The sequence below is a fragment of the Pseudomonas citronellolis genome (genome assembly GCF_001586155.1).
Taxonomy (GTDB): domain Bacteria; phylum Pseudomonadota; class Gammaproteobacteria; order Pseudomonadales; family Pseudomonadaceae; genus Pseudomonas; species Pseudomonas citronellolis.
Genome location: NZ_CP014158.1, coordinates 3577985 through 3598652 on the forward strand (window position 1 = coordinate 3577985; position 20668 = coordinate 3598652).

Annotated in this window: 18 protein-coding genes; 11 read left to right on the plus strand and 7 right to left on the minus strand. The window is 66.2% G+C overall.

Translation table 11 applies throughout. The annotated features are described in order from the left end of the window. Positions 1-315 precede the first annotated feature (315 nt). Both PcP3B5_RS15595 and PcP3B5_RS15600 read right to left on the minus strand, forming a co-directional pair. On the minus strand, positions 316-1254 hold the full coding sequence (locus PcP3B5_RS15595; protein ID WP_061561793.1) for a Dyp-type peroxidase: 939 nt from the start codon (positions 1252-1254) through the stop codon (positions 316-318). Between the two features lie 164 nt (positions 1255-1418). Further along, entirely contained in the window at positions 1419-3692 is a 2274-nt protein-coding gene (locus PcP3B5_RS15600; RefSeq protein WP_061561794.1) for an FdhF/YdeP family oxidoreductase, read from the minus strand. 402 nt (positions 3693-4094) lie between these two features. Between PcP3B5_RS15600 and PcP3B5_RS15605 the strand changes: the two genes are divergently transcribed. Then, positions 4095-5501 (plus strand): cytochrome ubiquinol oxidase subunit I, encoded by a 1407-nt coding sequence (locus PcP3B5_RS15605; protein ID WP_061561795.1) that lies wholly within the window; start codon positions 4095-4097, stop codon positions 5499-5501. A gap of 33 nt (positions 5502-5534) precedes the next feature. After that, positions 5535-6545 (plus strand): cytochrome d ubiquinol oxidase subunit II, encoded by a 1011-nt coding sequence (gene cydB, locus PcP3B5_RS15610; protein WP_043272857.1) that lies wholly within the window; start codon positions 5535-5537, stop codon positions 6543-6545. Between the two features lie 69 nt (positions 6546-6614). Here the strand turns inward: cydB and PcP3B5_RS15615 are convergent, their stop codons facing one another. Both PcP3B5_RS15615 and PcP3B5_RS15620 read right to left on the minus strand, forming a co-directional pair. Beyond that, complete coding sequence (locus PcP3B5_RS15615) at positions 6615-7232, minus strand: GGDEF domain-containing protein (protein WP_074980835.1); 618 nt, start codon at positions 7230-7232, stop codon at positions 6615-6617. Positions 7233-7625: 393 nt separating this feature from the next. Beyond that, complete coding sequence (locus PcP3B5_RS15620; RefSeq protein WP_043272859.1) at positions 7626-8000, minus strand: histone-like nucleoid-structuring protein, MvaT/MvaU family; 375 nt, start codon at positions 7998-8000, stop codon at positions 7626-7628. 926 nt (positions 8001-8926) lie between these two features. Here PcP3B5_RS15620 and PcP3B5_RS15625 point away from each other — a divergent pair. From PcP3B5_RS15625 to PcP3B5_RS15640, 5 genes are all read left to right on the plus strand, one after another. Further along, positions 8927-9199 carry a DUF1652 domain-containing protein gene (locus PcP3B5_RS15625; RefSeq protein ID WP_009621889.1) on the plus strand — a complete coding sequence of 91 codons (273 nt, stop codon included), beginning with the start codon at positions 8927-8929 and terminating at the stop codon, positions 9197-9199. Between the two features lie 223 nt (positions 9200-9422). Continuing rightward, positions 9423-11237, plus strand: coding sequence for an ATP-dependent zinc metalloprotease FtsH (ftsH, locus tag PcP3B5_RS15630; RefSeq protein ID WP_061563278.1), 1815 nt, complete (start codon positions 9423-9425; stop codon positions 11235-11237). A gap of 178 nt (positions 11238-11415) precedes the next feature. Continuing rightward, a complete protein-coding gene (locus PcP3B5_RS15635) occupies positions 11416-11838 on the plus strand; it encodes a hypothetical protein (RefSeq protein ID WP_009621885.1) in 423 nt (140 codons plus the stop codon). A gap of 156 nt (positions 11839-11994) precedes the next feature. Further along, complete coding sequence (locus PcP3B5_RS32010; RefSeq protein ID WP_009621884.1) at positions 11995-12150, plus strand: hypothetical protein; 156 nt, start codon at positions 11995-11997, stop codon at positions 12148-12150. Between the two features lie 178 nt (positions 12151-12328). Then, the gene (locus PcP3B5_RS15640; RefSeq protein ID WP_061561797.1) at positions 12329-12697 is read left to right on the plus strand and encodes a DUF3509 domain-containing protein; all 369 of its coding nucleotides are present in this window, start codon (positions 12329-12331) and stop codon (positions 12695-12697) included. 1 nt (position 12698) lies between these two features. On the opposite strand, the gene PcP3B5_RS15645 is transcribed toward PcP3B5_RS15640, so the two are convergent. Then, positions 12699-13664 (minus strand): AraC family transcriptional regulator, encoded by a 966-nt coding sequence (locus PcP3B5_RS15645; protein WP_061561798.1) that lies wholly within the window; start codon positions 13662-13664, stop codon positions 12699-12701. Between the two features lie 144 nt (positions 13665-13808). Here PcP3B5_RS15645 and PcP3B5_RS15650 point away from each other — a divergent pair, with 144 nt between their 5' ends. Genes PcP3B5_RS15650 through PcP3B5_RS15660 form a run of 3 tightly spaced genes read left to right on the plus strand, consistent with a single transcriptional unit; the run spans position 13809 to position 17211 of the window. Continuing rightward, a complete protein-coding gene (locus PcP3B5_RS15650) occupies positions 13809-14723 on the plus strand; it encodes a bile acid:sodium symporter family protein (RefSeq protein WP_061561799.1) in 915 nt (304 codons plus the stop codon). Then, entirely contained in the window at positions 14720-15460 is a 741-nt protein-coding gene (locus PcP3B5_RS15655) for a sulfite exporter TauE/SafE family protein (protein ID WP_061561800.1), read from the plus strand. Before PcP3B5_RS15650 ends, PcP3B5_RS15655 begins: the two co-directional genes overlap by 4 nt. Beyond that, entirely contained in the window at positions 15457-17211 is a 1755-nt protein-coding gene (locus tag PcP3B5_RS15660) for an N-acyl-D-amino-acid deacylase family protein (RefSeq protein ID WP_061561801.1), read from the plus strand. Before PcP3B5_RS15655 ends, PcP3B5_RS15660 begins: the two co-directional genes overlap by 4 nt. Positions 17212-17425: 214 nt before the next feature. Here PcP3B5_RS15660 and PcP3B5_RS15665 read toward each other — a convergent pair whose 3' ends face one another. Further along, on the minus strand, positions 17426-18820 hold the full coding sequence (locus PcP3B5_RS15665; protein ID WP_061561802.1) for a spinster family MFS transporter: 1395 nt from the start codon (positions 18818-18820) through the stop codon (positions 17426-17428). A gap of 265 nt (positions 18821-19085) precedes the next feature. Between PcP3B5_RS15665 and PcP3B5_RS15670 the strand changes: the two genes are divergently transcribed. Continuing rightward, entirely contained in the window at positions 19086-19469 is a 384-nt protein-coding gene (locus tag PcP3B5_RS15670; protein ID WP_061561803.1) for a cupin domain-containing protein, read from the plus strand. A 7-nt stretch (positions 19470-19476) separates the two neighbouring features. Here PcP3B5_RS15670 and PcP3B5_RS15675 read toward each other — a convergent pair whose 3' ends face one another. After that, entirely contained in the window at positions 19477-20523 is a 1047-nt protein-coding gene (locus tag PcP3B5_RS15675) for an MBL fold metallo-hydrolase (protein ID WP_082816452.1), read from the minus strand. Between the last annotated feature and the right edge of the window lie 145 nt (positions 20524-20668).

A 20668-nucleotide genomic window follows, 5' to 3' on the forward strand; every position in this document is an offset into this window, starting at 1 on the left:
CAATAACGAACCCGAAGCCTGGACATGCACTGTTTTTTCGAAACGAAAGAGACAGGAAAACTCGAAAAGCAGGAACGGCTATTACACCGTCCGTTCACCATAGTCCGGGAAGTGGAAGAACGCCAGACGAAATCGACGATAGCCAAGCAACGAAAGATGATAAGCAACGACGCTATAGTTACAAAACAATGAAACGGCGGAAACTCAGCGGAACATGCCGGAGCAACTTCAGAGTTCCTGCGAAACTATTGCGGCGAAGTAAGTCGCCGCAATAGTCCGGGGAAGTTACTGGGAACATCGCCCGGATAGGGAAAGTTATTCGCCGAGCTGTTCCAGCAGGTCGGCGGAAGGCACGAAGAACAGGCTGCCTGTCACCGCGCGGCTGTAATCCAGCAGGCGGTCGTAGTTGCCCGCCGGGCGCCCGACGAACATGTTCTGCAGCATTTCCTCGATGGGCTCGGGCGAGCGGGCATAACCGATGAAATAGGTGCCGAACTCCCCCGCCCCCGGCCGGCCGAAAGGCATGTTGTCGCGCAGGATCTTCACTTCCTTACCGTCCTTGACCAGGGTGGTGAGGGAGCTGTGCGAGCAGCTCGGCTTGACCGATTCGTCCAGCTCGATGTCGGACAGCTTGGTGCGCCCGATGATGCGCTCCTGGGCCTCGATGGACAGCTGGTTCCAGCCGGCCATGTCGTGCAGGTACTTCTGCACGATGACATAGCTGCCGCCGGCGAAGCCGGGGTCTTCGTCGCCGATCAGGGTGAAATGGGCCGCCTCGCGGCCCGCAGGGTTCTCGGTGCCGTCGACGAAGCCGACCATGCTGCGCATGTCGAAGTAGCGGAAGCCCTGGACTTCGTCGACCACTTCCACCGCCTTGCCCAGCCGGGTGACCACCTGGGTCGCCAGTTCGAAGCACAGGTCCATCTGGTCCGCGCGGATGTGCAGCAGGATGTCGCCCGGCGTCGAAACGGCCACGCGCTCGCCGGAACCCACTTCGCGGAAGATGTGCAACGCCGCCGGGCGAGGCGCGCCGAACAGCCTGTCCCAGGCCTCGGAGCCGAAGCCTACGACGCAGGAAAGATTGCCCGCCGGCGCCCGCTTGCCGACCGAACGCACCAGGGCGGCGATATCCCCGCACAGTGCGCGCACGGCATCGCGGTTTTCCTCGCCGGAAACCAGCGTCATCACGAGAAAGATCGCGCTACTGGTGATCGGACTGTCGACTGCCTGGGGATTGGGGAGTTCTTCTGTCATTTTGCTTGGCAACTACCATCACGGTTGGGCGTTCGAGACTACCAGATAATAGCGGGCGCATGACAATCGTCATCGCGCGTGCCGAATGGTTTTATTCCGAACTGCAAGTAAGGCTGAAAAAAGGGGTGCCATTGGCACCCCGGTTATATGTTGGGCAACTTGGTTCAGTTGACTTCCGAGCGCATCACCCGAACCGGCACGGATTTATAGGAGGGCGTTCCGCTGTCCACGTCTATGTAGTCCAGCGGCACCAGTCTATTGGCTTCGGGATAGTACGCGGCGACCGAACCCGCGGCGATCTTGTATTCGATGGCGGTGATCTTCTCGTAACGCAGTTTGCGCCCCGCGGTAATTGTTTCTATATCCACCAGGTCGCCATGTTCCAAACCCCTGGCCGCCAGGTCGTCCGGGTTCATGAAGAGCACGTCGCGCCGCCCGAATACGCCGCGGTAGCGATCGTCCAGCGCATAGATGGTGGTGTTGTACTGGTCGTGGCTGCGGATGGTCACCAGGCGCAGGACGTCTTCGCCCTCCACCACCTTGTCTTCGTGCAGGCCGGGGAAGACGAAGAACTCGGCCTTGCCCGAGGGCGTGTCCCACTTGCGTTCGGTCGGCGGCAGCGGCATGCGGAAGCCACCCGGGACGCGGATGCGGGCATTGAAGTCGTCGAAGCCGGGCACCGTCTTCTCGATCAGCTCGCGGATGCGGTCATAGTCGGCGACCAGTTCCAGCCAGGGCACCTTGCTGTCCGGCAGGGTGGCGTTGGCCATGCCGGCGACGATGGCCGGCTCGGAGAGCAGGACGTCGGAAGCGGGCTTCAGCTTGCCGGCCGAGGCATGGACCATCGACATGGAGTCTTCCACGGTCACCGATTGCGGCCCGGTTTCCTGCACGTCCAGCTCGGTCCGCCCCAGGCAGGGGAACAGGAAGCTGTGCTTGCCCACCAGCAGGTGCGTGCGGTTCAGCTTGGTGCCGATGTGCACGCTCAGCTCCAGCTTGCCCATGGCCGGGAAGCACTGGCCGGGGTCGGGCAGCGCCACGGCGAAGTTGCCGCCCAGGCAGATCAGCGCCTTGGCCGTGCCGTCGATCATCGCCTGCATCGCCTGCACGGCATCGTGGCCATGCTCCGCCGGCGGCTTGAAGCCCAGCACCTGTTCGATCTTGCCGAGGAAGGCGCTCGACGGCTTCTCGGTGATGCCCACCGTGCGGTTGCCCTGGACGTTGGAGTGGCCGCGCAGCGGGCAGATGCCGGCCCCGGGCTTGCCGAAGTTGCCGCGCAGCATCAGCAGGTCGCAGATGAGCCGGACGTTGGCGGTGCCCTCGTTGTGCTGGGTGATGCCCATCCCGTAGGTCACGATGGTGGCGTTGGACTTCGCGTAGGCCGCCGCGACCATTTCCAGGTCGGATTTCTTCAGGCCGCTGGCGGCTTCGATGTCCGGCCACTGGGTGGCGTGCAGGTCGGCGACCAGCGCGTCGAAGCCGACGGTGTGCTGCTCGATGAACGCGTAGTCGAGCGCACCGCCCAGGCTGTCCTCGATCTCCAGCAGCGCCTTCATGATGCCCTTGATCGCCGCCGCGTCGCCGCCCGCCTTGACCATGAAGTAGGAGGACGCGATGCGGGTGGAGCCGTAGGTGGCCATCTCGATCATGTCCTGCGGGTCGGCGAAACGCTCCAGCGCGCGCTCGCGCAGCGGGTTGAACACCATGATCGGCACCTTACGCCGCGACGCCTCGTGCAGCGTGCCCATCATCCGCGGGTGGTTGGTGCCGGGGTTGTGGCCGATGGAGATGATCAGCTCGCAGGCCTCGAAGTCATCCAGCGATACCGTGCCCTTGCCGATGCCGATCGAACGCGGCAGGCCGACGCTGGTGGGCTCGTGGCACATGTTCGAGCAGTCCGGGAAGTTGTTCGTGCCGTATTCCCGGGCGAACAGCTGGTACAGGTAGGCCGCCTCGTTGGAGGCCCGCCCGGAGGTGTAGAACTCCACCTCGTCGGGCTTCAGGCCACGGAGAATCTCGCCGATGCGGGCGAAGGCGGTTTCCCACTCGATGGGCTGGTAGGTGTCCGAGGCGCGGTCGTACACCAGCGGGTGGGTGATGCGCCCGAGGTCTTCCAGCTCGTAGTCGCTGCGGTGCAGCAGGGAAGCCACCGGGTGGCTGGCGAAGAACTCGGGGGTGACGCGCTTGCTGGTGGCCTCCCAGGTCACCGCCTTGGCGCCGTTCTCGCAGAACTGGAAGGTGGACCTGTGCTCCTTGTCCGGCCAGGCGCAGCCGGGGCAGTCGAAGCCGTCGGGCTGGTTGGTGCGCATCAGGGTGATGGGCGCCTTGAGGGTATCCATCTGTTCCCGGACGGCCGTGGCCGTCGCCTTGAGAGCGCCCCAACCACCAGCGGGACCATCGTATTTACGAACACCAGGTACCTTGCGTCGAATAGTCATGATCGCTCCATATATACGAGCAGGCCGATAGTTGGGCGTGGCTCGACAGTTTTATATGTTCAGACGCTATAGCGATTATCTTTCTCCGCTATAGCGATATTGCCTTGCGCTCTACCCTCCCGAAAAAACAAAACTTCTTTCTTTCAAGAAGAAACCATCGTCGCCAGCCAACGAAAAACTGGCGCCTGTTACATGACTTGCCGGATGAGATCAACAGGAAGTTGCGAGAAAAAATAGCTTGCTCATGCCGCTCGATCGTGTTCTAGAATCTAAGCGGCGCACTTCCGAGATGTCAAGGCAAAGAACGAGAGTTGCACAGGCGCAAGCGGTCACTTAGTTAGCTTGCTTTGTGCCCGACACTCTCCGGCGAACTTTCCCTCCACTCCACAAGGCAGAGAAAGCATGGACACATACAGCTCGACCGCAAGTGATCTGGCTCGTCTGCAGTTTGCCTTCACCGTTGGCGTCCATATAGTCTTTCCGGCCATCACCATTGGTCTCGCCAGTTTCCTGACGGTACTCGAAGGTCTTTGGCTTAGAACCGGAAGAGATGTCTACCAGGATCTTTACAGCTTTTGGGTGAAGATTTTCGCCATCAACTTCGGCATGGGTGTCGTTTCCGGATTGGTAATGGCCTATCAGTTCGGCACCAACTGGAGCCGCTTTTCATACTTTGCCGGCGGTATTACCGGACCCTTATTGACTTATGAAGTTCTGACCGCGTTCTTTCTCGAGGCGGGCTTTCTCGGCGTGATGTTGTTCGGCTGGGAGCGCGTAGGCCGGGGCCTGCACTTCTTCGCCACAGCCATGGTCGCGCTGGGCACATTGATTTCCACCTTCTGGATATTGTCTTCCAACAGTTGGATGCATACGCCGCAAGGCTTCGAGATCGTCGATGGCCGGGCGGTGCCGGTCGACTGGCTGGCCGTCATCTTCAACCCGTCGTTCCCCTTCCGGCTCGCGCACATGGCCATCGCCGCGTTCCTCGCCACCGCCTTCTTCGTCGGGGCCTCCGGGGCCTGGCACCTGCTGCGCCGGAGCAACGACGAGGCCGCGCGCACCATGCTCTCCATGGCGGCCTGGATGGCGCTGCTGGTCGCGCCCATCCAGGCCGTGGTCGGCGATGCCCATGGGCTCAACACGCTGGAACACCAGCCGGCGAAGATCGCGGCCATCGAAGGGCACTGGGAGAATGTTCCGGGCGAACCTTCACCGCTGATATTGGTCGGCTGGCCCGACATGAAGGCGGAAAAAACCCACTTCGCCATAGAAGTTCCTCTGCTGGGAAGTCTTATTCTCACCCACAGTCTGGATCGCCAGATTCCCGCACTCAAATCATTCCCGCCGGAGGACAGGCCAAACTCCACGGTTATCTTCTGGACGTTCCGGATAATGGTAGCCATGGGACTCCTGATGATACTTACCGGCCTCTGGAGTCTATATCTGAGATGGCGCGGTAAACTCTACGAATCCCGCTTTTTCCTCAAGTTCGTGCTCTGCATGGGCCCTTCGGGACTCATCGCCCTGCTGGCCGGCTGGGTAACTACCGAAATGGGCCGGCAGCCCTGGGTGGTCTACGGATACATGCGCACCGTCGATGCCGCCTCGGCGCAAACCACCGCGCAAATGACCATCAGCCTGGTACTTTTCGTTCTTGTCTACTTCGCACTCTTCGGCACCGGCATCGCCTATATGCTGAAACTCGTACATAAGGGGCCGCAACCCCACGATGCGGAACATCCCATCGAAGGCGGTGCAGGCCAGATGCGTACGCCCGCACGTCCATTGTCGGCATCCGACGACCGTTAAGCGCAAGCACTGCAAACTTGAGGAGCGAATAACATGGGCGTCGATCTCACACTCATCTGGGCATTGATCATCATCTTCGGCATCATGATGTACGTCATCATGGATGGCTTCGACCTGGGCATCGGTATTCTTTTCCTTGCAATAAAGAACAAGGAAGAACGCGACGTCATGATGAATACCGTCGCCCCCGTATGGGACGGTAACGAAACATGGCTGGTATTGGGCGGCGCGGGATTGTTCGGCGCCTTTCCCCTGGCCTATTCGGTATTGCTCAGCGCGCTCTACCTGCCCCTGGTGCTCATGCTGCTGGGGCTGATCTTCCGCGGCGTGGCCTTCGAGTTCCGCTTCAAGGCCAGCGACAGGAACCGCCACTGGTGGGACAAGGCCTTCATCGGCGGCTCCATCGTGGCGACCTTCGCCCAGGGTGTGGCGCTGGGCGCCTTCATCGACGGCATACCGGTGGCCAACAACGCCTACGCCGGCGGCAGCCTCGACTGGCTGAGCCCCTTCCCGATCTTCTGCGGCTTCGCCCTGCTGGTGGCCTACGCGCAGCTGGGCAGCACCTGGCTGATCATGAAGACCGAAGGGCAGCTGCAGGCGGAGATGTACCGCTATTCCTCCTACTTCATCTGGATACTGCTGTTCGCTATCGCGATCATCAGCATCTGGACGCCCCTGTCGCACCCGCAGATCGCCCAGCGCTGGTTCAGCCTGCCGAACCTGATCTACTTTCTGCCGGTCCCGGCGCTGCTGCTGTTCAGCTTCTTCGCCACCCTGATCACCCTCGCCCACCGGGCCACGGTGACGCCCTTCATGCTCACGCTGCTGGTCATTTTCCTGGGTTACAGCGGGCTGGGCATCAGCGTCTGGCCGAACATCATCCCGCCGGCGGTCTCCATCTGGCAGGCGGCCTCACCGGTGCAGAGCCAGCTGTTCGCCCTGATCGGCGCGCTGTTCATCCTGCCCTTCATCCTGATGTACACGTCCTGGAGCTATTACGTGTTCCGCGGCAAGGTCAAGGTCGGCGAGGGCTACCACCACTGAGCAACGGGTGGCGGCATGGGATGGAATGCGAACCGGCAGGCGACCCCCGCCGGGTTTCGGCCAGCCGATCTAGGCAACCGGGGACGCCACGCCCCTGCCCCGCTCCGAGGACGGCAGCGCCCACTGGAAGCAGGACTTGCCCAAGGCCTTGGCGACCAGCATGGCCGAATCCGCGGCCAGGACCAGTTCGTCGGCCTGCCGGCCGTCGCGGGGAAACTCGGCGACACCGATGCTGACGCCGATCTGCAGGGCCGGGAACTCTTCCAGCAGGCTGGCTTTCGCCACCCCCAGCAAGCGTTCGCAGAGCGCTTCGACCTCCGCGCCGGTGGCGCCGGTGATCAGCGCGAACTCATCCCCGCCCAGCCGCGCCAGCAGGTCGCCGCCGCGTATGGTCCTGCTCCACTTGTTCGCCACCACCTGCAGCAGGCGGTCGCCCACGGCGTGGCTATGCAGGTCGTTGACCTGCTTGAAGCCATCCAGGTCGAGGTAGAGCAGGGTCAGCGACTTCTTCTGGTGCCCCGCCGCCGACATCGCCTGGCGCAGCGACAGGTCGAAACCACGGCGGTTGAGCACGCCGGTCAGTACATCGTGGCCGGACTCGTATTCAAGGCTCGACAAGAGTTTCGAACGGGTTTTCATGGTGCGGTGCATGCGCACCGCGACCAGTACCAGAAAGAACAGTTGCACCGAACTCAGGCAGGCTCCCAGAACGAAACAGGCGAATGACTTCACGCCCAGGGCCTGGCCATGTAGCCAGATGAATATCAATAGCCCGGCCATCGTCGCCCAGGAGAACAGTGATACGCCCAGAAGTGCATTGAACTGATGACGAAGATGGCGAACCAGACTTTCCTGACTAATCTGCAAGACACAACCCCTGGCAAAAATTTCTACCGCAATGAATCGTCAGCCAATTGAAATACTTGAGCCATACGGACGGACGGCAGTTCCCTGCGCGCACACTAATGGCACAGCGGGGAAATACCGCCGAAATTCTGGAATAAGAACGCGCGGAAACTCAGTGGCGGGCACCGAATCGGTGATCGAGCGCGGCGCTTTGGCTAACTCTGCGTAAAGTGGTTACTTCTTCTGCAGCCAGGAGTCCACGACATCGCTGCCATATTCCGCCTTCCAGGCCTTCAGAACTTTATGGTTGCCGCCCTTGGTTTCAACGACCTCGCCACTGTGCGGGTTGCGGTAGACCTTGACCGCCCGCGCGCGCCGCTTGGCGCGCACGCCCCGCCCCGCGCGCGCAGGCGCTTCGCCGTGGGCCCGGGGATCGAGGATGGCGGTCACGTCGCCCAGGGACTTGCCGTATGCCTGCATGAGTTCATTCAGTTTCTGCTCGAACTCGATTTCCTTCTGCAGATTGACATCGTTCTTCAGCGACTCCAGGTGGGCCATCTGTTCTGCGAGCGCTTTCTCGACAGCGCGAAACTCTGCCAGCTTGGACATGGGAAACTCCTTCAGCAAAAGTTTTTCCAACCGATGAATATACCGGACAATTTCTGCGAATCCAAACGCCCAAAGTCCTGAAGCCATACATCCGCAAAGGTCTTTCGAACCATAAGGCAGACCTCCATGGAGTTCACCTCGTTTTCAACGGTCATTCCAGGCCCGGTAATTCTATACGGCGATATCGTATATCCGCCCGTGGATAGCCGCTCTTTATCTGGAATCCTGGAACATACCTGCCGCTGCGATATCCGGATGCGCTTATAAGCAACTGTCTATTGGGTTATTCCCCTTCGGGCCAGCGCAAGCGCTGTTCGCGATGGAGCCGCGTCCCGCGTTCGCGGGAGTAACCCGGAAAACAATGTAGGCGCAACTGTCTTGCCGACTGCACCGAGGCGCTTTTCGTAGGATGGGTTGAGCTTGCGAAACCCATGCGGTTGCGCTGATGGGTATCGCTTCGCTCAACGCCATCCTACGAAAAGCCGTGCTTCCTGGAACCGGAGCGAACTCCGTCCGCGATTATCCATCGTTGAAACCTCCACAGAAACAACCGGGTGAATCGCACACAGGCACCTAGCGCGCCTCCCCCAACTGCCGCCACATCCGCCGTGTCAGGCGTTGGAGAGTGTCGCGCCAGGTGGCCCAGGGCTCGTCCCCGCCGCGCAAGGTCAGGCGCTCACCGCGTTCCCCCGGGTCCGTCGCCAGGCCCGCCCTGCCCCTGCCGCCACGGCGCTGCCGGGCGGCGAGGCGGTTGCCGAAAGGAGCGTTCGCTGGTTGCAGATGAGAAATCGTTATAACGGCAACTCGCTAGCAAGCTACTGTTCATTTCCTGACGTCGGCTTTTCGGCGTGATCGGACGACCGATCCCAGCTTCGCCGTACCCTGCGGACCCGCTTCAATCAAGTCGATAACTCGGGAGCCACCCGATGCAAACCTATTTGCAGGCCAAACGCATTCTCGAAGACAGCTTCACGCCCTACCGCTGCCAGTGCACCCTCGAAGCGGACGGCTCGATGACCGTGCAACTGCTCGCGCCCAACAGCTGCGACGTGGAACTGACCATCCCGCAGATTCCCCGCCACGACTGGGACAGCCTGCGCGCCGTGGCGAAACTGGCGCTGGAGCTGCGCCAGGCGCTGGACATGGCGCTGTCGGAACAGCAGCGGCCGGCCAAGCCCCTGAGCCTGGCGCCCGGCTAGCCACTCTTCGGGCCATCCTGGAGCCTGCTGCGCGGCGGCCAGGTCTGCCGCTTCCAGCTGCAACGCGGCGGCCACTGAGCCCGGCGGCTATCCTTCGCACACGCCGCCTCCGCCTTTGTTTGATCCCGGCCAAGTTCCCGCGCCGCGGTTCGTGCCTCAATGGCGCCAACGCCGGAGCCCGGCGTGCATCCATCCCCCTGCCGGCACGGGAGCGAGCATGGCCATGGAAAAGCACCATCAATGGAACCTCGGCTATTTCGTCGTGGCCTTCGTGGCCATGCTGCTGGTGCAGAACTGGCTGGGCGAGTACTCGGCCGAGGCGCCGATTCCCTACAGCGAGTTCCAGCGCCTGCTGGACGCCGGCAAGGTCAGCGACCTGCGCGTCGACCAGGAGCGCATCAGCGGCACCCTCAAGGAGCCGATCCAGGGCCGCACGCGCTTCACCACCAACCGCGTCGAGCCGCAGCTGGCGGCGGAGCTGGAGAAAGCCCAGGTCGACTTCTCCGGCGTCACCCAGAGCGGCCTGGCCAAGCTGCTGGGCTGGCTGCTGCCGGTGCTGCTGTTCTTCGGCCTGTGGGTGTTCTTCTTCCGCGGGCTGGCCGAGAAGCAGGGCTTCGGCGGCATGGTCAGCGTCGGCAAGTCGAAGGCGCGGGTGTTCGTCGAGCGCGACACCGGGGTGACCTTCGACGACGTTGCCGGCATCGACGAAGCCAAGGCCGAGCTGCAGGAAGTGGTGTCCTTCCTCAAGGATCGCCCCACCTACAGCCGCCTGGGCGCGCGGATTCCCAAGGGCATCCTGCTGGTGGGCCCGCCCGGCACCGGCAAGACGCTGGTGGCCAAGGCGGTGGCCGGCCAGGCCGGGGTGCCGTTCTTCTCCATCTCCGGCTCGGAGTTCGTCGAGCTGTTCGTCGGCGTGGGTGCTGCGCGGGTGCGCGACCTCTTCGAGCAGGCGCGCAAGGCCGCGCCCTGCATCATCTTCATCGACGAGCTGGACGCCCTGGGCAAGATGCGCGGGCTGGGCGCCTTCGGCGGCAACGACGAGAAGGAGCAGACGCTCAACCAACTGCTCGCCGAGCTGGACGGCTTCGACCCGCGCGAAGGCGTGGTGCTGCTGGCCGCCACCAACCGCCCGGAAGTGCTCGACCCGGCCCTGCTGCGCGCCGGCCGCTTCGACCGCCAGATCCTCATCGACCGCCCGGACCGCCGGGGCCGCGAGGCCATCCTGCGGGTGCACCTGAAACGCGTTAGCGCCGCCGCCGACCTCGATTGCGGGCAGATCGCCGCCATCACCACCGGCTTCACCGGCGCGGACCTGGCCAACCTGGTCAACGAAGCCGCCATCGGCGCCACCCGGCGCGGCGCCGAGGCGGTGGGCATGGCCGACTTCACCGCCGCGGTGGAGCGCATCGTCGCCGGTGCCGAGCGGCGCAGCCGGCTGCTGCTGCCGCAGGAGCGCAAGGTAGTGGCCTACCACGAGATGGGCCACGCCCTGGCCGCGGCCTCGCTGCCGCGCATGGACCCGGTGCACAAGGTCTCCATCGTCCCCCACGCCATCGGCGCCCTGGGCTTCACCCTGCAACGGCCCACCGAGGACCGCTTCCTGATCGGCCGCCAGGAACTCAAGGACCGCATGGTGGTGCTGCTGGCCGGGCGCGCCGCCGAATCCCTGGTGTTCGACGAGATTTCCACCGGCGCCGCCGACGACCTGGCCAAGGCCACCGACATCGCCCGCCAACTGGTGACGCGCTTCGGCATGAGCGAGCAGCTCGGCCAGGCCGTGCTGGAGCGGCAGAGCGCGCCTTATCTCGCGGGCGACAACGGCCACCTGGCGGGGCTGCGCGAGAAGGACTACTCGGAGCAGACCGCCCGCGAGGTGGACCTGTGCGTGCGCGAGCTGATCGACGAGGCCTTCCGCCGCGCCCGGGCCCTGCTGGAGCAACGCCGCAGCGACCTGGAGGCCGGCGCGCAACTGCTGCTGGAGCGGGAAACCCTCACCCCGGAGGATTTTCCCGCCCTGGCCGGCGCGCCGGCGCCTTGAGCGGGCCTACTTCGAACCCATGGCTATTTGCAGCGCCGCGCATATGCCGGGGAACTCATTGACAGATTGGCGCCAGGCAAGTGTCATGAGCGTTGTCGTCCGGCGCGGTCGAGGTGTGGCGCCGGGATTACGTGGTCCGTTTGCGTGTTTCCTTATCCCCCGCACAGGAGCCGCCGGCATGTACGACTCTGCACCCAGGGCCTCGGGGCCCGCGGAGGAAGACTTCCTCTTCACCTTCGAGACCCACGTCCTGCAGAAGGCCCTGCCCGCCTTCGAGGAAGCCAGCCGCTTCGCCCGCGACCGCGGCCTGGATTGCCAGGTCGAACTGCTCGTGGACGAGGACGACCACCTGCAACTGTGCCTGTTCGCCCGCCTGGGCGGCAGCCAGCAACCGAGCTTCTACCGCATCGTCGCCGATACCGAACTCCAGGGCCTGGTCCACGAGCAGTACGCCACCCATGGCCAGCGCATGCGCCGCCTGGGCGCGCAACTGGACTCGCTGGACGGCGAGGTGCTCGACGAACAGCTCGCCGAGTTCTTCCAGCTGGCCTTCGGCATGCACCTGGACGAGCCGGGGCACCGACGAGTCAGCGGCTTCTAGCAGCCGCCCCTTTTTGCCTTGCCTGCCGTTCCTCGCCTCGCCTTGCGCGGGCGGGTTTTCGCGCGACACTGTGCGCATGAAATGGATCGCACGCGCCCGCCTGCGTGCGGTCCGAGCAAAGGTAAGGGCCGCGATGCCCCTTGCAGGAGTGCCCCTATGAAAAGCCCCGTGGATACCCCACACCCCGATCCGGTGGTGACCAGGGAAGCCGACGAACTGGAAGAACTGGTGGAGCTGGACCCGGTCGACAGCGGCCAGGAACCGCACCTCTCCGCCGCCCACCAGGAAGGCGTGATCGACGAGCAGCACTGAGCGCCGTGAAGCTTGCATTCTGCCGTGCAGGCTTCGTGCAATCGTGCGAAATGCACGGGCGCGTCTCTATCGCTATCGAATAACCAGCTGATTTAAAAAGAGAAAATTTTCAAGCGAAGCTGGAACGCATGCTGCAACGGCTCTCCCATCGGCTTCACGGATACCAAGGGAGAGCGTCATGCACAACGACCGTAGCCAAGCCCCGCAACTCCTCGGCGAACAGTTCAGCGACTACCGCGTCGACCTCCAGCAGCGCCCGGACGGCGGCCTGCTGCTGAGGCTGCGTGACCACGAGAACCGGCGCCTGCTGACCACCTGGGCGATCCCGGCCAGCGAATGGCGCGACCCGACGCGCCTGAACAACTTCATCGAACGCATCCGCCGCGACCTGCTGACCGCCGAGGGCCGCCCCCTGCAGGAAGACCAGGTGGACTGCTTCCGCAAGCGCATCGAACTGCAGACCTTCAACCCCGGCCAGGGCCGCCACCGCCAGCGCAAGATCGTGGTGGCCGGCGAGCGCCTGCGCGCCCTGGCGGCCCACGCCTGAGTCAGTCCGCGCCCTGGCGGAACTGCCCGGGGGTCATGCCGCTCCAGCGGCGGAAGGCCTTGGCGAAGGCGCTCTCGTCGGAAAAGCCCAGGCGCTCGGCCACTTCCGCCAGCCGCGCGGAGCCGTGCAGCAGTTGCTCGGCCATGGCGTGCAGCACCCGCTCGCGCAACAGCTTGAAGCTGCTGCCCTCCTCCGCCAGGCGCCGGTTCAGGTGCCGGCCGCTGAGGCCCAGGCGTTCGGCGATGCGCTCCTTGCCCCACTGCGGGTGCTCGCGCAGCAGGCCCTGCACCTGCGCCGCCAGGCTCTGCGCGCCCAGGCGCTGCAACTGGGCGTCGGCGAGCTGGCGCAGGTGCTCGCGCATCAAGGCGTTGGCCTGGATCAGCGGCACCCGCAGGTCGTCCTCGGCGAACAGCAGACCCTCCTCGCTGGCGCTGAAGTCGGGCAACAGGCCCAGCAGTTCGCGGTAACTGCCCGCTTCGCCACGGGCTGGATGGCCGATTCGCACTGCCTGCGGGCGCACGCGCTCGCCGGTGATCCAGGCGCTCAGCCGCACCAGGCTGGCCAGCACCGCCTCCACCCGCGCCTCGCGGCGCACGCGGTAGCTGGGGCGATAGACCAGGGCCACGCCGCCGGCCTCGCGGCGCAGGGCGAACTCGCTGCCCTCGGCGATGATCGGGTAGTACTCCAGCAGCGCTTCCAGGGCTTCGCCGAAGGTCTCGCAGCTCATCAGCAGGGCGCCGACCATGTCCAGGTGGCCGACCTGCAGGGCGCTGCCCAGGCGCAGGCCCAGCAGCGGCTCGGCGCTGGCGGCGCACAGGCCCTCCCACAGCTCGTCCTGGCGCGCCAGCGGGATGCGCGCCTCGCGGCCCAGCTCGCGCAGGTCGGCGGGCAGTTGCAGGCCCAGGCGCGTAGCGGCCTGGAGGATGCCCTGGGCGTAATGCACGGTGATCGAGGGGCTGTTGGGCATGGTCCCGAAATAACCGGAAAAAGTCCTGATTGAGCCAGCAAAGCGAGGCGCGGGGCGGGTATCCTTGCCCATTACAACGAGAAACACAAACGAGCCGCGCATGCCTTGCAAACCGTGCCCCGCGCCCCTTAGGGAGGCGCGCTGATGCCCACCGTCCACCTGGAATTCGCCGGCGCCTCGATGCTGGCCCTGAACGCGATCATCGCGCTGATGATGTTCGGCGTCTCCCTGGAACTGCGCCGCGAGGACTTCGCCCGCATCGTCCGCGCGCCCAAGGCGCCGCTGATCGGCATGTTCATCCAGTTCCTGCTGTTGCCGGCCAGCGCCTGCCTGCTGGCCAACCTGCTGCCGATCGACCCGCAGCTGGCCCTGGGCATGCTGCTGGTGGCCACCTGCCCCAGCGGCAGCTTCTCCAACGTCATGACCTGGCTCGCGCGCGGCAACGTCGCGGTGTCGGCCAGCGTCACCGCGGTGTCCGGGCTGTCCGCCGGGTTCTTCACGCCGTTCAACTTCGCCCTCTACGCAAGCCTGGCGCCGGAGACCCGCGCGCTGCTCACGCAGATCCACATCGACCCGCTGGAGCTGCTGGCCACGGTGCTGCTGGTGCTGGTGGCGCCGATGCTCGCCGGCATGGCCCTGGGCCGCCGCCGCCCGCAACTGGCGCGGCGCCTGGAGAAGCCCATGCGGGTGTTCTCGCTGCTGGTGCTGGCGGCCTTCGTGGTGATGGCCTTCATCAAGAACTACGCGCAGTTCGTCGCCTACTTCCACCTGTTCTTCTGGCTGGTGGCGCTGCTCAACGGCGCCGCCCTGGGCCTGGGCTACCTGTGCGCGCGGGCCTGCCGGCTGGGCGAGGCCGACGTGCGCGCGGTGACGCTGGAAAGCGGCATCCACAATTCGGCGCTGGGCATGGCGCTGATCCTCACCTTCTTCCCCGAGGCCGGCGGCATGCTGCTGATCGCCGCTTTCTGGGGCTGCTGGCAACTGCTCACCGGGCTGGGCCTGGCGCTGTTCTGGTCGCGGCGCGCGCCGCTGCCCAAGCTCGCGGCGAGGCTGCCGTGAGCTACGTGGCGCCGGCCCTGGGCAGCTTCATCCTGCTGGCCTACACCCTGGAAGCGGTCACCGGCTTCGGCAGCGTGGTGCTGGCGCTGTCTCTCGGCGCCCTGCTGCTGCCCATCGAGCAACTGCTGCCGGTGCTGGTGCCGCTGAACGTCGGCCTGACCAGCTACCTGGCCTGGCGCCACCGGCGCCTGGTGCAGTGGCGGCTGCTGCTGGCCACCCTGCTGCCGGGCATGCTGCTGGGCATGGTGGCCGGCTACCTGCTGCTGCCCTGGCTGGACCCGCAGCTGCTCAAGCGCGGCCTCGGCCTGCCCATCCTGTGGTTCGCCGTCCGCGAGCTGCAGCGCAGCGCCAAGGGCACGCCCAGGGGCCAGGTGCCGGCCTGGGCGATGCGCCTGGCCACCGGCGCCGCCGGCGTCTGCCAGGGCCTGTTCGCCTCCGGCGGGCCGCTGCTGGTCTACGCCCTGGCCGGCCAGCAGCTGGACAAGTCGCGCCTGCGCGCCACTCTGGTCTGCGTCTGGTTCAGCCTCAACGGCCTGCTCACCCTGGCCTTCCTGCTCGACGGCCGGCTGCGCCCGGCGCTCCCCCAGGTGCTGGCCTACGCGCCGCTGCTGCCGCTGGGCCTGTGGCTGGGCGAGCACCTGCACCGGCGCTGCCCGGAACGCCACTTCCGCCTGGCCATCCACCTCCTGCTGCTGGTCAGCGGGGTCCTGCTGCTGTCTCCCTGGAGCCTCCTGTGAGCTACGACATCATCGTCAAGAACGGCCTCTACTTCGACGGCAGCGGCGCCCCCGGCGCGCTGCGCCACCTGGGCATCCGCGCCGGGCGCCTCGACACCTTGAGCGCCTCGCCGCTGGACGAGAGCGGCTGCCCGCAGGTGCTCGACGCCGCCGGCAAGTGGGTGACCCCGGGCTTCCTGGAAATCCACTCGCACTACGACGCCGAGGTGATAGCCGCGCCGGCATTGAAGGAATCGGTGCGCCACGGCGTGACCACGGTGGCCCTGGGCTCCTGCTCCATCAGCATGGTGCTGGGCGAGGCGGAGGACTGCTCCGACCTGTTCACCCGCGTCGAGGCGGTGCCGCGCGAGGTGGTGCTGCCGATCCTGCGCGAGAAACGCACCTGGCGCGACGCCGCCGGCTACCGCGCCTTCTACGAGCAACTGCCGCTGGGGCCGAACCTGTGCTCCTTCCTCGGCCATTCCGAGCTGCGCGTGGCGGTGATGGGCCTGCAGCGCGCCACCAGCGGCGCCAAGCCCACCGAGGCCGAGCTGCAGCGCATGGAGCAGCTGCTCAACGAGGCGCTGGACGCCGGCTGCTTCGGCCTCTCGGTGATGACCACGCGGCTGGACAAGATGGACGGCGAGCGCGCCTGGTCCAGCCCGCTGCCCTCCACCTTCGCCAGCTGGAAGGAATTCTCCCGCCTGTTCGCCGTGCTGCGCCGGCGCGGCGCGCTGATGCAGGGCGCGCCCAACGCGGTGACCAAGATCAACGTGTTCGCCTTCCTCTGGCAGGCCCACGGCTGGTTCCGCCGGCCGCTCAAGTGCAGCATGCTCACCGCCCTGGACCTCAAGTCGCAGCCCTTCATGCACCGCATCACCCGCGCCTCCGGCTGGCTGGCCAACCGCGTGCTGCGCGGGCGCTTCCGCTGGCAGACGCTACCGGCGCCGTTCAATGTGCGCATCGAGGGGCTGAACATGAACGGCTTCGAGGAGTTCGGCGCCGGCGAAATCCTCCGCGACATCAAGGACCCGGAAGAGTTGTACGCGCGCATCCAGGACCCGGCCTTCCGCGAGCGCTTCCGCAAGGACATCAAGGCCACCCTCAGCCTGGGCCTGTGGCACCGCCGGTTGTCCGACTGCTGGGTGCGCGAATGCCCGGACGCCAGCCTGATCGGCCGCAACTTCGAGGACATCGGCCAGCAGCAGGGCAAGGATGCGGTGGACGCCTTCTTCGACCTGGCCAGCCAGTACCGCAACGCGCTGAAGTGGACCACCTGCTACGGCAACCACCGCCCGCAGGTGATGGCCAGGCTGCTGGCCAGCCCCTGGACGCAGCCGGGCTTCGCCGACTCCGGCGCGCACCTGGCGTCCCACGCGCAGTACAACTTCCCGCTGCGTTTCCTCAAGTACGTGCGCGACGCCGAGCTGACCGGCCAGCCGTTCATGGACACGGGCCGCGCGGTGCAGCGCCTGACCGGCGAGCTGGCCGACTTCGCCGGACTGGACGCCGGCTACCTGCGCGTGGGCGACCGCGCCGACCTGGTGATCGTCAACCCCGAGGGGCTGACCGACGAGCTGGACGAAGTGAGCGAAGCGCCCATGGAAAACCTCGGGCTGGTGCGCCTGGTGAAACGCAACGATGCGGCGGTGGACGCCACCGTGATCAACGGGCGCGTGGCGTACCGGCGGGAAAGCGGCTTCGCCGAGGCGCTGGGCAAGGAACGCGGCTTCGGACGCTTCCTGCCGGGCCGCGAGGTGGTGCCGGCGTAGCGCGGATGAATCCACCCACGCCATTCCCCTGTAGGAGCGCGCCCTGCGCGCAATTTCGCGGGCAGGGCCCGCTACAGGTTTCCGGGAGGCACGGCATGTCCCCGGACCTTGTCCGCGATAGCCGGAACCACCGGCGCGGTTCGCGGATAAGATCCGCTCCTACGCTGCCCCACCCACGCCATTCCCTGTGGCACGAAGCGCGGACGGAGTCCGCTCAGGCACGCTCCGCCTGTTCACGCACCAGGCTCGCGCGATAACTGCCGCAGCCCTTCCACAACAGCCCGATGGTCAGCAGCGTAGCCACCGCGGAAACGATGGCGATCGACGCCCCCACCGCCGCCGGGTCACCGAACACCCGGTCGGTGATCAGCGCCACCAGGGTGGTGCCCAGGCCCACCGCCAGCAGGTTGCTGACCAGCAGGAAGATCGCCGAGACCTGCGCGCGCACCTGGTTCGGCGCCAGGTTCTGCATGGCCGTGGTGGAGGTCGGCAGGGGGAAGGAGGCAAAGAACATCGCCGGCACCAGCAGCGCCAGGGACAGCCACAGCGGTTCGACCACGGCGAACAGGGCCACCGGCACGAGCATGCCGATGGCGCCGATCACGCCCGTGCGCATGGCCGCGTCGCCGTGGCCGCGGCGGGCCAGCAGGTCGGTCAGCCAGCCGCCGCAGTACACGCCGGCAGTGTTGGCCAGCAGCAGCACCACGCCCAGGGTGTAGCCGGTGCTCACCGGGTCCAGGCCGTGCTTGCGCATGTACAGCGCCGGGGTCCAGCTGAGCATGGCGTACAAGGCCATGGCGTAGCAGGAGAAGCCCAGGTACAGGCAGATGAAGGTCAGCCGGTGGCGGCCGAGGAAGCGCACGCCGTCGCCCGGCGCCACGGCCTTGGCCTGGCCGCTGGCGTCGCGGCTCAGGCCCTGGCGCTGCGGGTCGCGCACGGTCAGCCAGATCAGCAGGCCCACCAGCACCCCGGGCAGGCCGACGATGAAGAAGGTCAGCTGCCAGGCCTTGACCTCGCCCAGCACCGGCAGCACCAGCGCCTGGGTGTCCTTGAGCAGGTCGATGACGTAGCCGCCGACCAGGAAGGCCAGGCCGCCGCCGAGGAAGGAGCCGATGGAGTAGATGCCCACCGCGCGGCCCAGCTTCTCCCGCGGGAACAGGTCGCTGAACATCGAGTAGGCCGCCGGCGACAGCGCCGCCTCGCCCACGCCGACGCCGATGCGCGCCAGGAACATCTGCAGGAAGTTCTTCGACAGCCCGCAGGCGGCGGTGGCCAGGCTCCAGAAGACCACGCCGACGGCGATGATCCGCGGCCGCGAGAAACGGTCGGCCAGGTAGGCGATGGGCCAGCCCATCACCGCGTAGAACAGCGAGAAGGCCAGCCCGTGCAGCAGGCTGAACTGGGTGTCGCTGAGCTGCAGGTCGGCCTTGATGGGCTCGATCATCAGCGCCAGGATCTGCCGGTCCACGAAGGAGAAGATGTACGCCACCATGCACAGGCTGACGACGTACCACTCGTAGGCGTAGCGCTTGCGCGCCGGGCGCGCCGCGCAGGCGTCGATGGCGGCTGGAGCCGTGCGCGGGGCGCGGCACGAGGAGGAAGGGTTCATGGCGAGGTCTCTTGTCGTTATGGGCAGGCGTGTCGCTGCAAGGCGCCCCCGCCCTCGAAGGGCGGGGCCAGGGGCACCTTAGGGGATGGGCCCCGGGGCGGACCATACGGGGAAACGGCCTCGGCATGGGGGTAGGCTCCCGTAGGCATTGGGGATTTCCTTAGGCGGAAAATCCGCCCCGCCACCGTACCCATGCGCAGGAATATGCAAGACGCCCGCGCCCCGGGGCCCTACCCTGGCCACTCGATGATCCAGGAGCTGAAACATGCCGCAAACATCCATACGCCCCTACCTGCCGGTCAACCTCGCCGCCAAGCTGGCGGCCATCCACGAGCAGTGGCAGCCGCGGGTGGTGGCCGAGATGAACGACTACCAGTTCAAGCTGGTGAAGCTGGAGGGCGAGTTCGTCTGGCACAGCCACGCCGATACCGACGAGACCTTCATCGTGCTCGATGGCGAACTGCGCATCGACTTCCGCGACGGCGCCGTGCAACTGCGCGCCGGGGAGATGTACGTGGTGCCCCGCGGCGTGGAGCACAAGCCCTTCGCCGCGTGGGAGACGCAGGTGCTGCTGATCGAGCCGCGCGGCGTGCTCAACACCGGCGACCAGGGCGGCGAGCGCACCGCGCCCAACGACGTGTGGATCTGAGCCCGCCTCAGGCCAGGCGGTACCAGGCCACGCCCTGCCCGTCCTCGCTGGCCAGCACCCGGCCGCGCTGCACCAGGTAGTTGAGGTTGGCCAGGCACTCGCCGGTGGCCAGGGCCAGCAGGTCCTGGTCGATGCGCCGGGCGAAGAGCGCGCCGAACAGGTCGATGGCGCGCTTCGGGCCTCCGCCCAGTAGTTCCTGCAGGCGTTCCAGGCCCCGCTGGTGGCCGCGCTCCAGGTGCTCCAGGCGCGCGTGCAGGGGCTGGAAGGGTTCGTTGTGGGCCGGCAGCACCAGCACGTCGTCGGGCACCTCGCGGCGCACCTTGGCCAGGGATTCCTGCCACTGGCCCAGCGGGTCGGCCGCCGGCTCCGTGGGGAACACCGAGACGTTCGGCGAGATGCGCGGCAGCACCTGGTCGCCGGCGACCAGCAGGCGCAGGCCGGGGCAATGGAAGCTGGCGTGTTCGGGGGAATGCCCGGAACCCACCACCACCCGCCAGTCGTGCGCGCCGATGCGGATGCGCTCGCCGTCGCGCAGGCGCCGGTAGCTTTCCGGCAGCGGCCAGATGAACTTGCCGAAGCCGCCGAAGCGCGCCCGATAGTGGGCGATGGCCGCCTCGTCCCAGCCGGCGCGGCGATAGAAGCGCACGCCTTCCGGCGGCGCCTCGCGGCCGCTGTCGGCGGCCAGCACGCGGCAGTTCATGTACTCGCCGAAGGTCATCCAGAGTTCGCAGCCGTACTCGCGGGTGAGCCAGCCGGCCAGGCCGACGTGGTCCGGATGCATGTGGGTGACGAACAGCCGCGTCGGCCGCCGCCCGCCCAGCGCGCCGCCGGGGGCCAGCAGCGCGCGCCAGGCGTCGAGGGTGGCCTGGGTGTGCATGCCGGTGTCGAACAGCGCCCAGCCGTCGCCGTCTTCCACGGCCCACAGGTTGATGTGGTCGAGGCTCAGCGGCAGGGGCATGCGCAGCCAGTGCACGCCCGGAGCGATCTCGCGGCTGGCGCCGGGGTCCGGAGCGGGGCCACAGGGGTAGTCCAGGGGGATGCGTTCGGGTTTCATGGGGTTGCCTGGGTTGTTCATGCCGAAGGGGCGTTCCGGTGCGCGCGGAGATTTCTCTGGAAGTCCGAATCGCGGACGGAGTCCGCTCCTACGGCATGAGCGAGCATGGCTTTTCGTAGGATGGTGTTGAGCGAAGCGATACCCA

Coding starts and splice junctions, on each gene's coding strand:
- PcP3B5_RS15595 (WP_061561793.1), bottom strand. CDS start 1,254: ATGACAGAAGAACTCCCCAATCCCCAGGCAGTCGACAGTCCGATCACC.
- PcP3B5_RS15600 (WP_061561794.1), bottom strand. CDS start 3,692: ATGACTATTCGACGCAAGGTACCTGGTGTTCGTAAATACGATGGTCCC.
- PcP3B5_RS15605 (WP_061561795.1), top strand. CDS start 4,095: ATGGACACATACAGCTCGACCGCAAGTGATCTGGCTCGTCTGCAGTTT.
- cydB (WP_043272857.1), top strand. CDS start 5,535: ATGGGCGTCGATCTCACACTCATCTGGGCATTGATCATCATCTTCGGC.
- PcP3B5_RS15620 (WP_043272859.1), bottom strand. CDS start 8,000: ATGTCCAAGCTGGCAGAGTTTCGCGCTGTCGAGAAAGCGCTCGCAGAA.
- PcP3B5_RS15625 (WP_009621889.1), top strand. CDS start 8,927: ATGCAAACCTATTTGCAGGCCAAACGCATTCTCGAAGACAGCTTCACG.
- ftsH (WP_061563278.1), top strand. CDS start 9,423: ATGGAAAAGCACCATCAATGGAACCTCGGCTATTTCGTCGTGGCCTTC.
- PcP3B5_RS15635 (WP_009621885.1), top strand. CDS start 11,416: ATGTACGACTCTGCACCCAGGGCCTCGGGGCCCGCGGAGGAAGACTTC.
- PcP3B5_RS32010 (WP_009621884.1), top strand. CDS start 11,995: ATGAAAAGCCCCGTGGATACCCCACACCCCGATCCGGTGGTGACCAGG.
- PcP3B5_RS15640 (WP_061561797.1), top strand. CDS start 12,329: ATGCACAACGACCGTAGCCAAGCCCCGCAACTCCTCGGCGAACAGTTC.
- PcP3B5_RS15645 (WP_061561798.1), bottom strand. CDS start 13,664: ATGCCCAACAGCCCCTCGATCACCGTGCATTACGCCCAGGGCATCCTC.
- PcP3B5_RS15650 (WP_061561799.1), top strand. CDS start 13,809: ATGCCCACCGTCCACCTGGAATTCGCCGGCGCCTCGATGCTGGCCCTG.
- PcP3B5_RS15665 (WP_061561802.1), bottom strand. CDS start 18,820: ATGAACCCTTCCTCCTCGTGCCGCGCCCCGCGCACGGCTCCAGCCGCC.
- PcP3B5_RS15670 (WP_061561803.1), top strand. CDS start 19,086: ATGCCGCAAACATCCATACGCCCCTACCTGCCGGTCAACCTCGCCGCC.
- PcP3B5_RS15675 (WP_082816452.1), bottom strand. CDS start 20,523: ATGAAACCCGAACGCATCCCCCTGGACTACCCCTGTGGCCCCGCTCCG.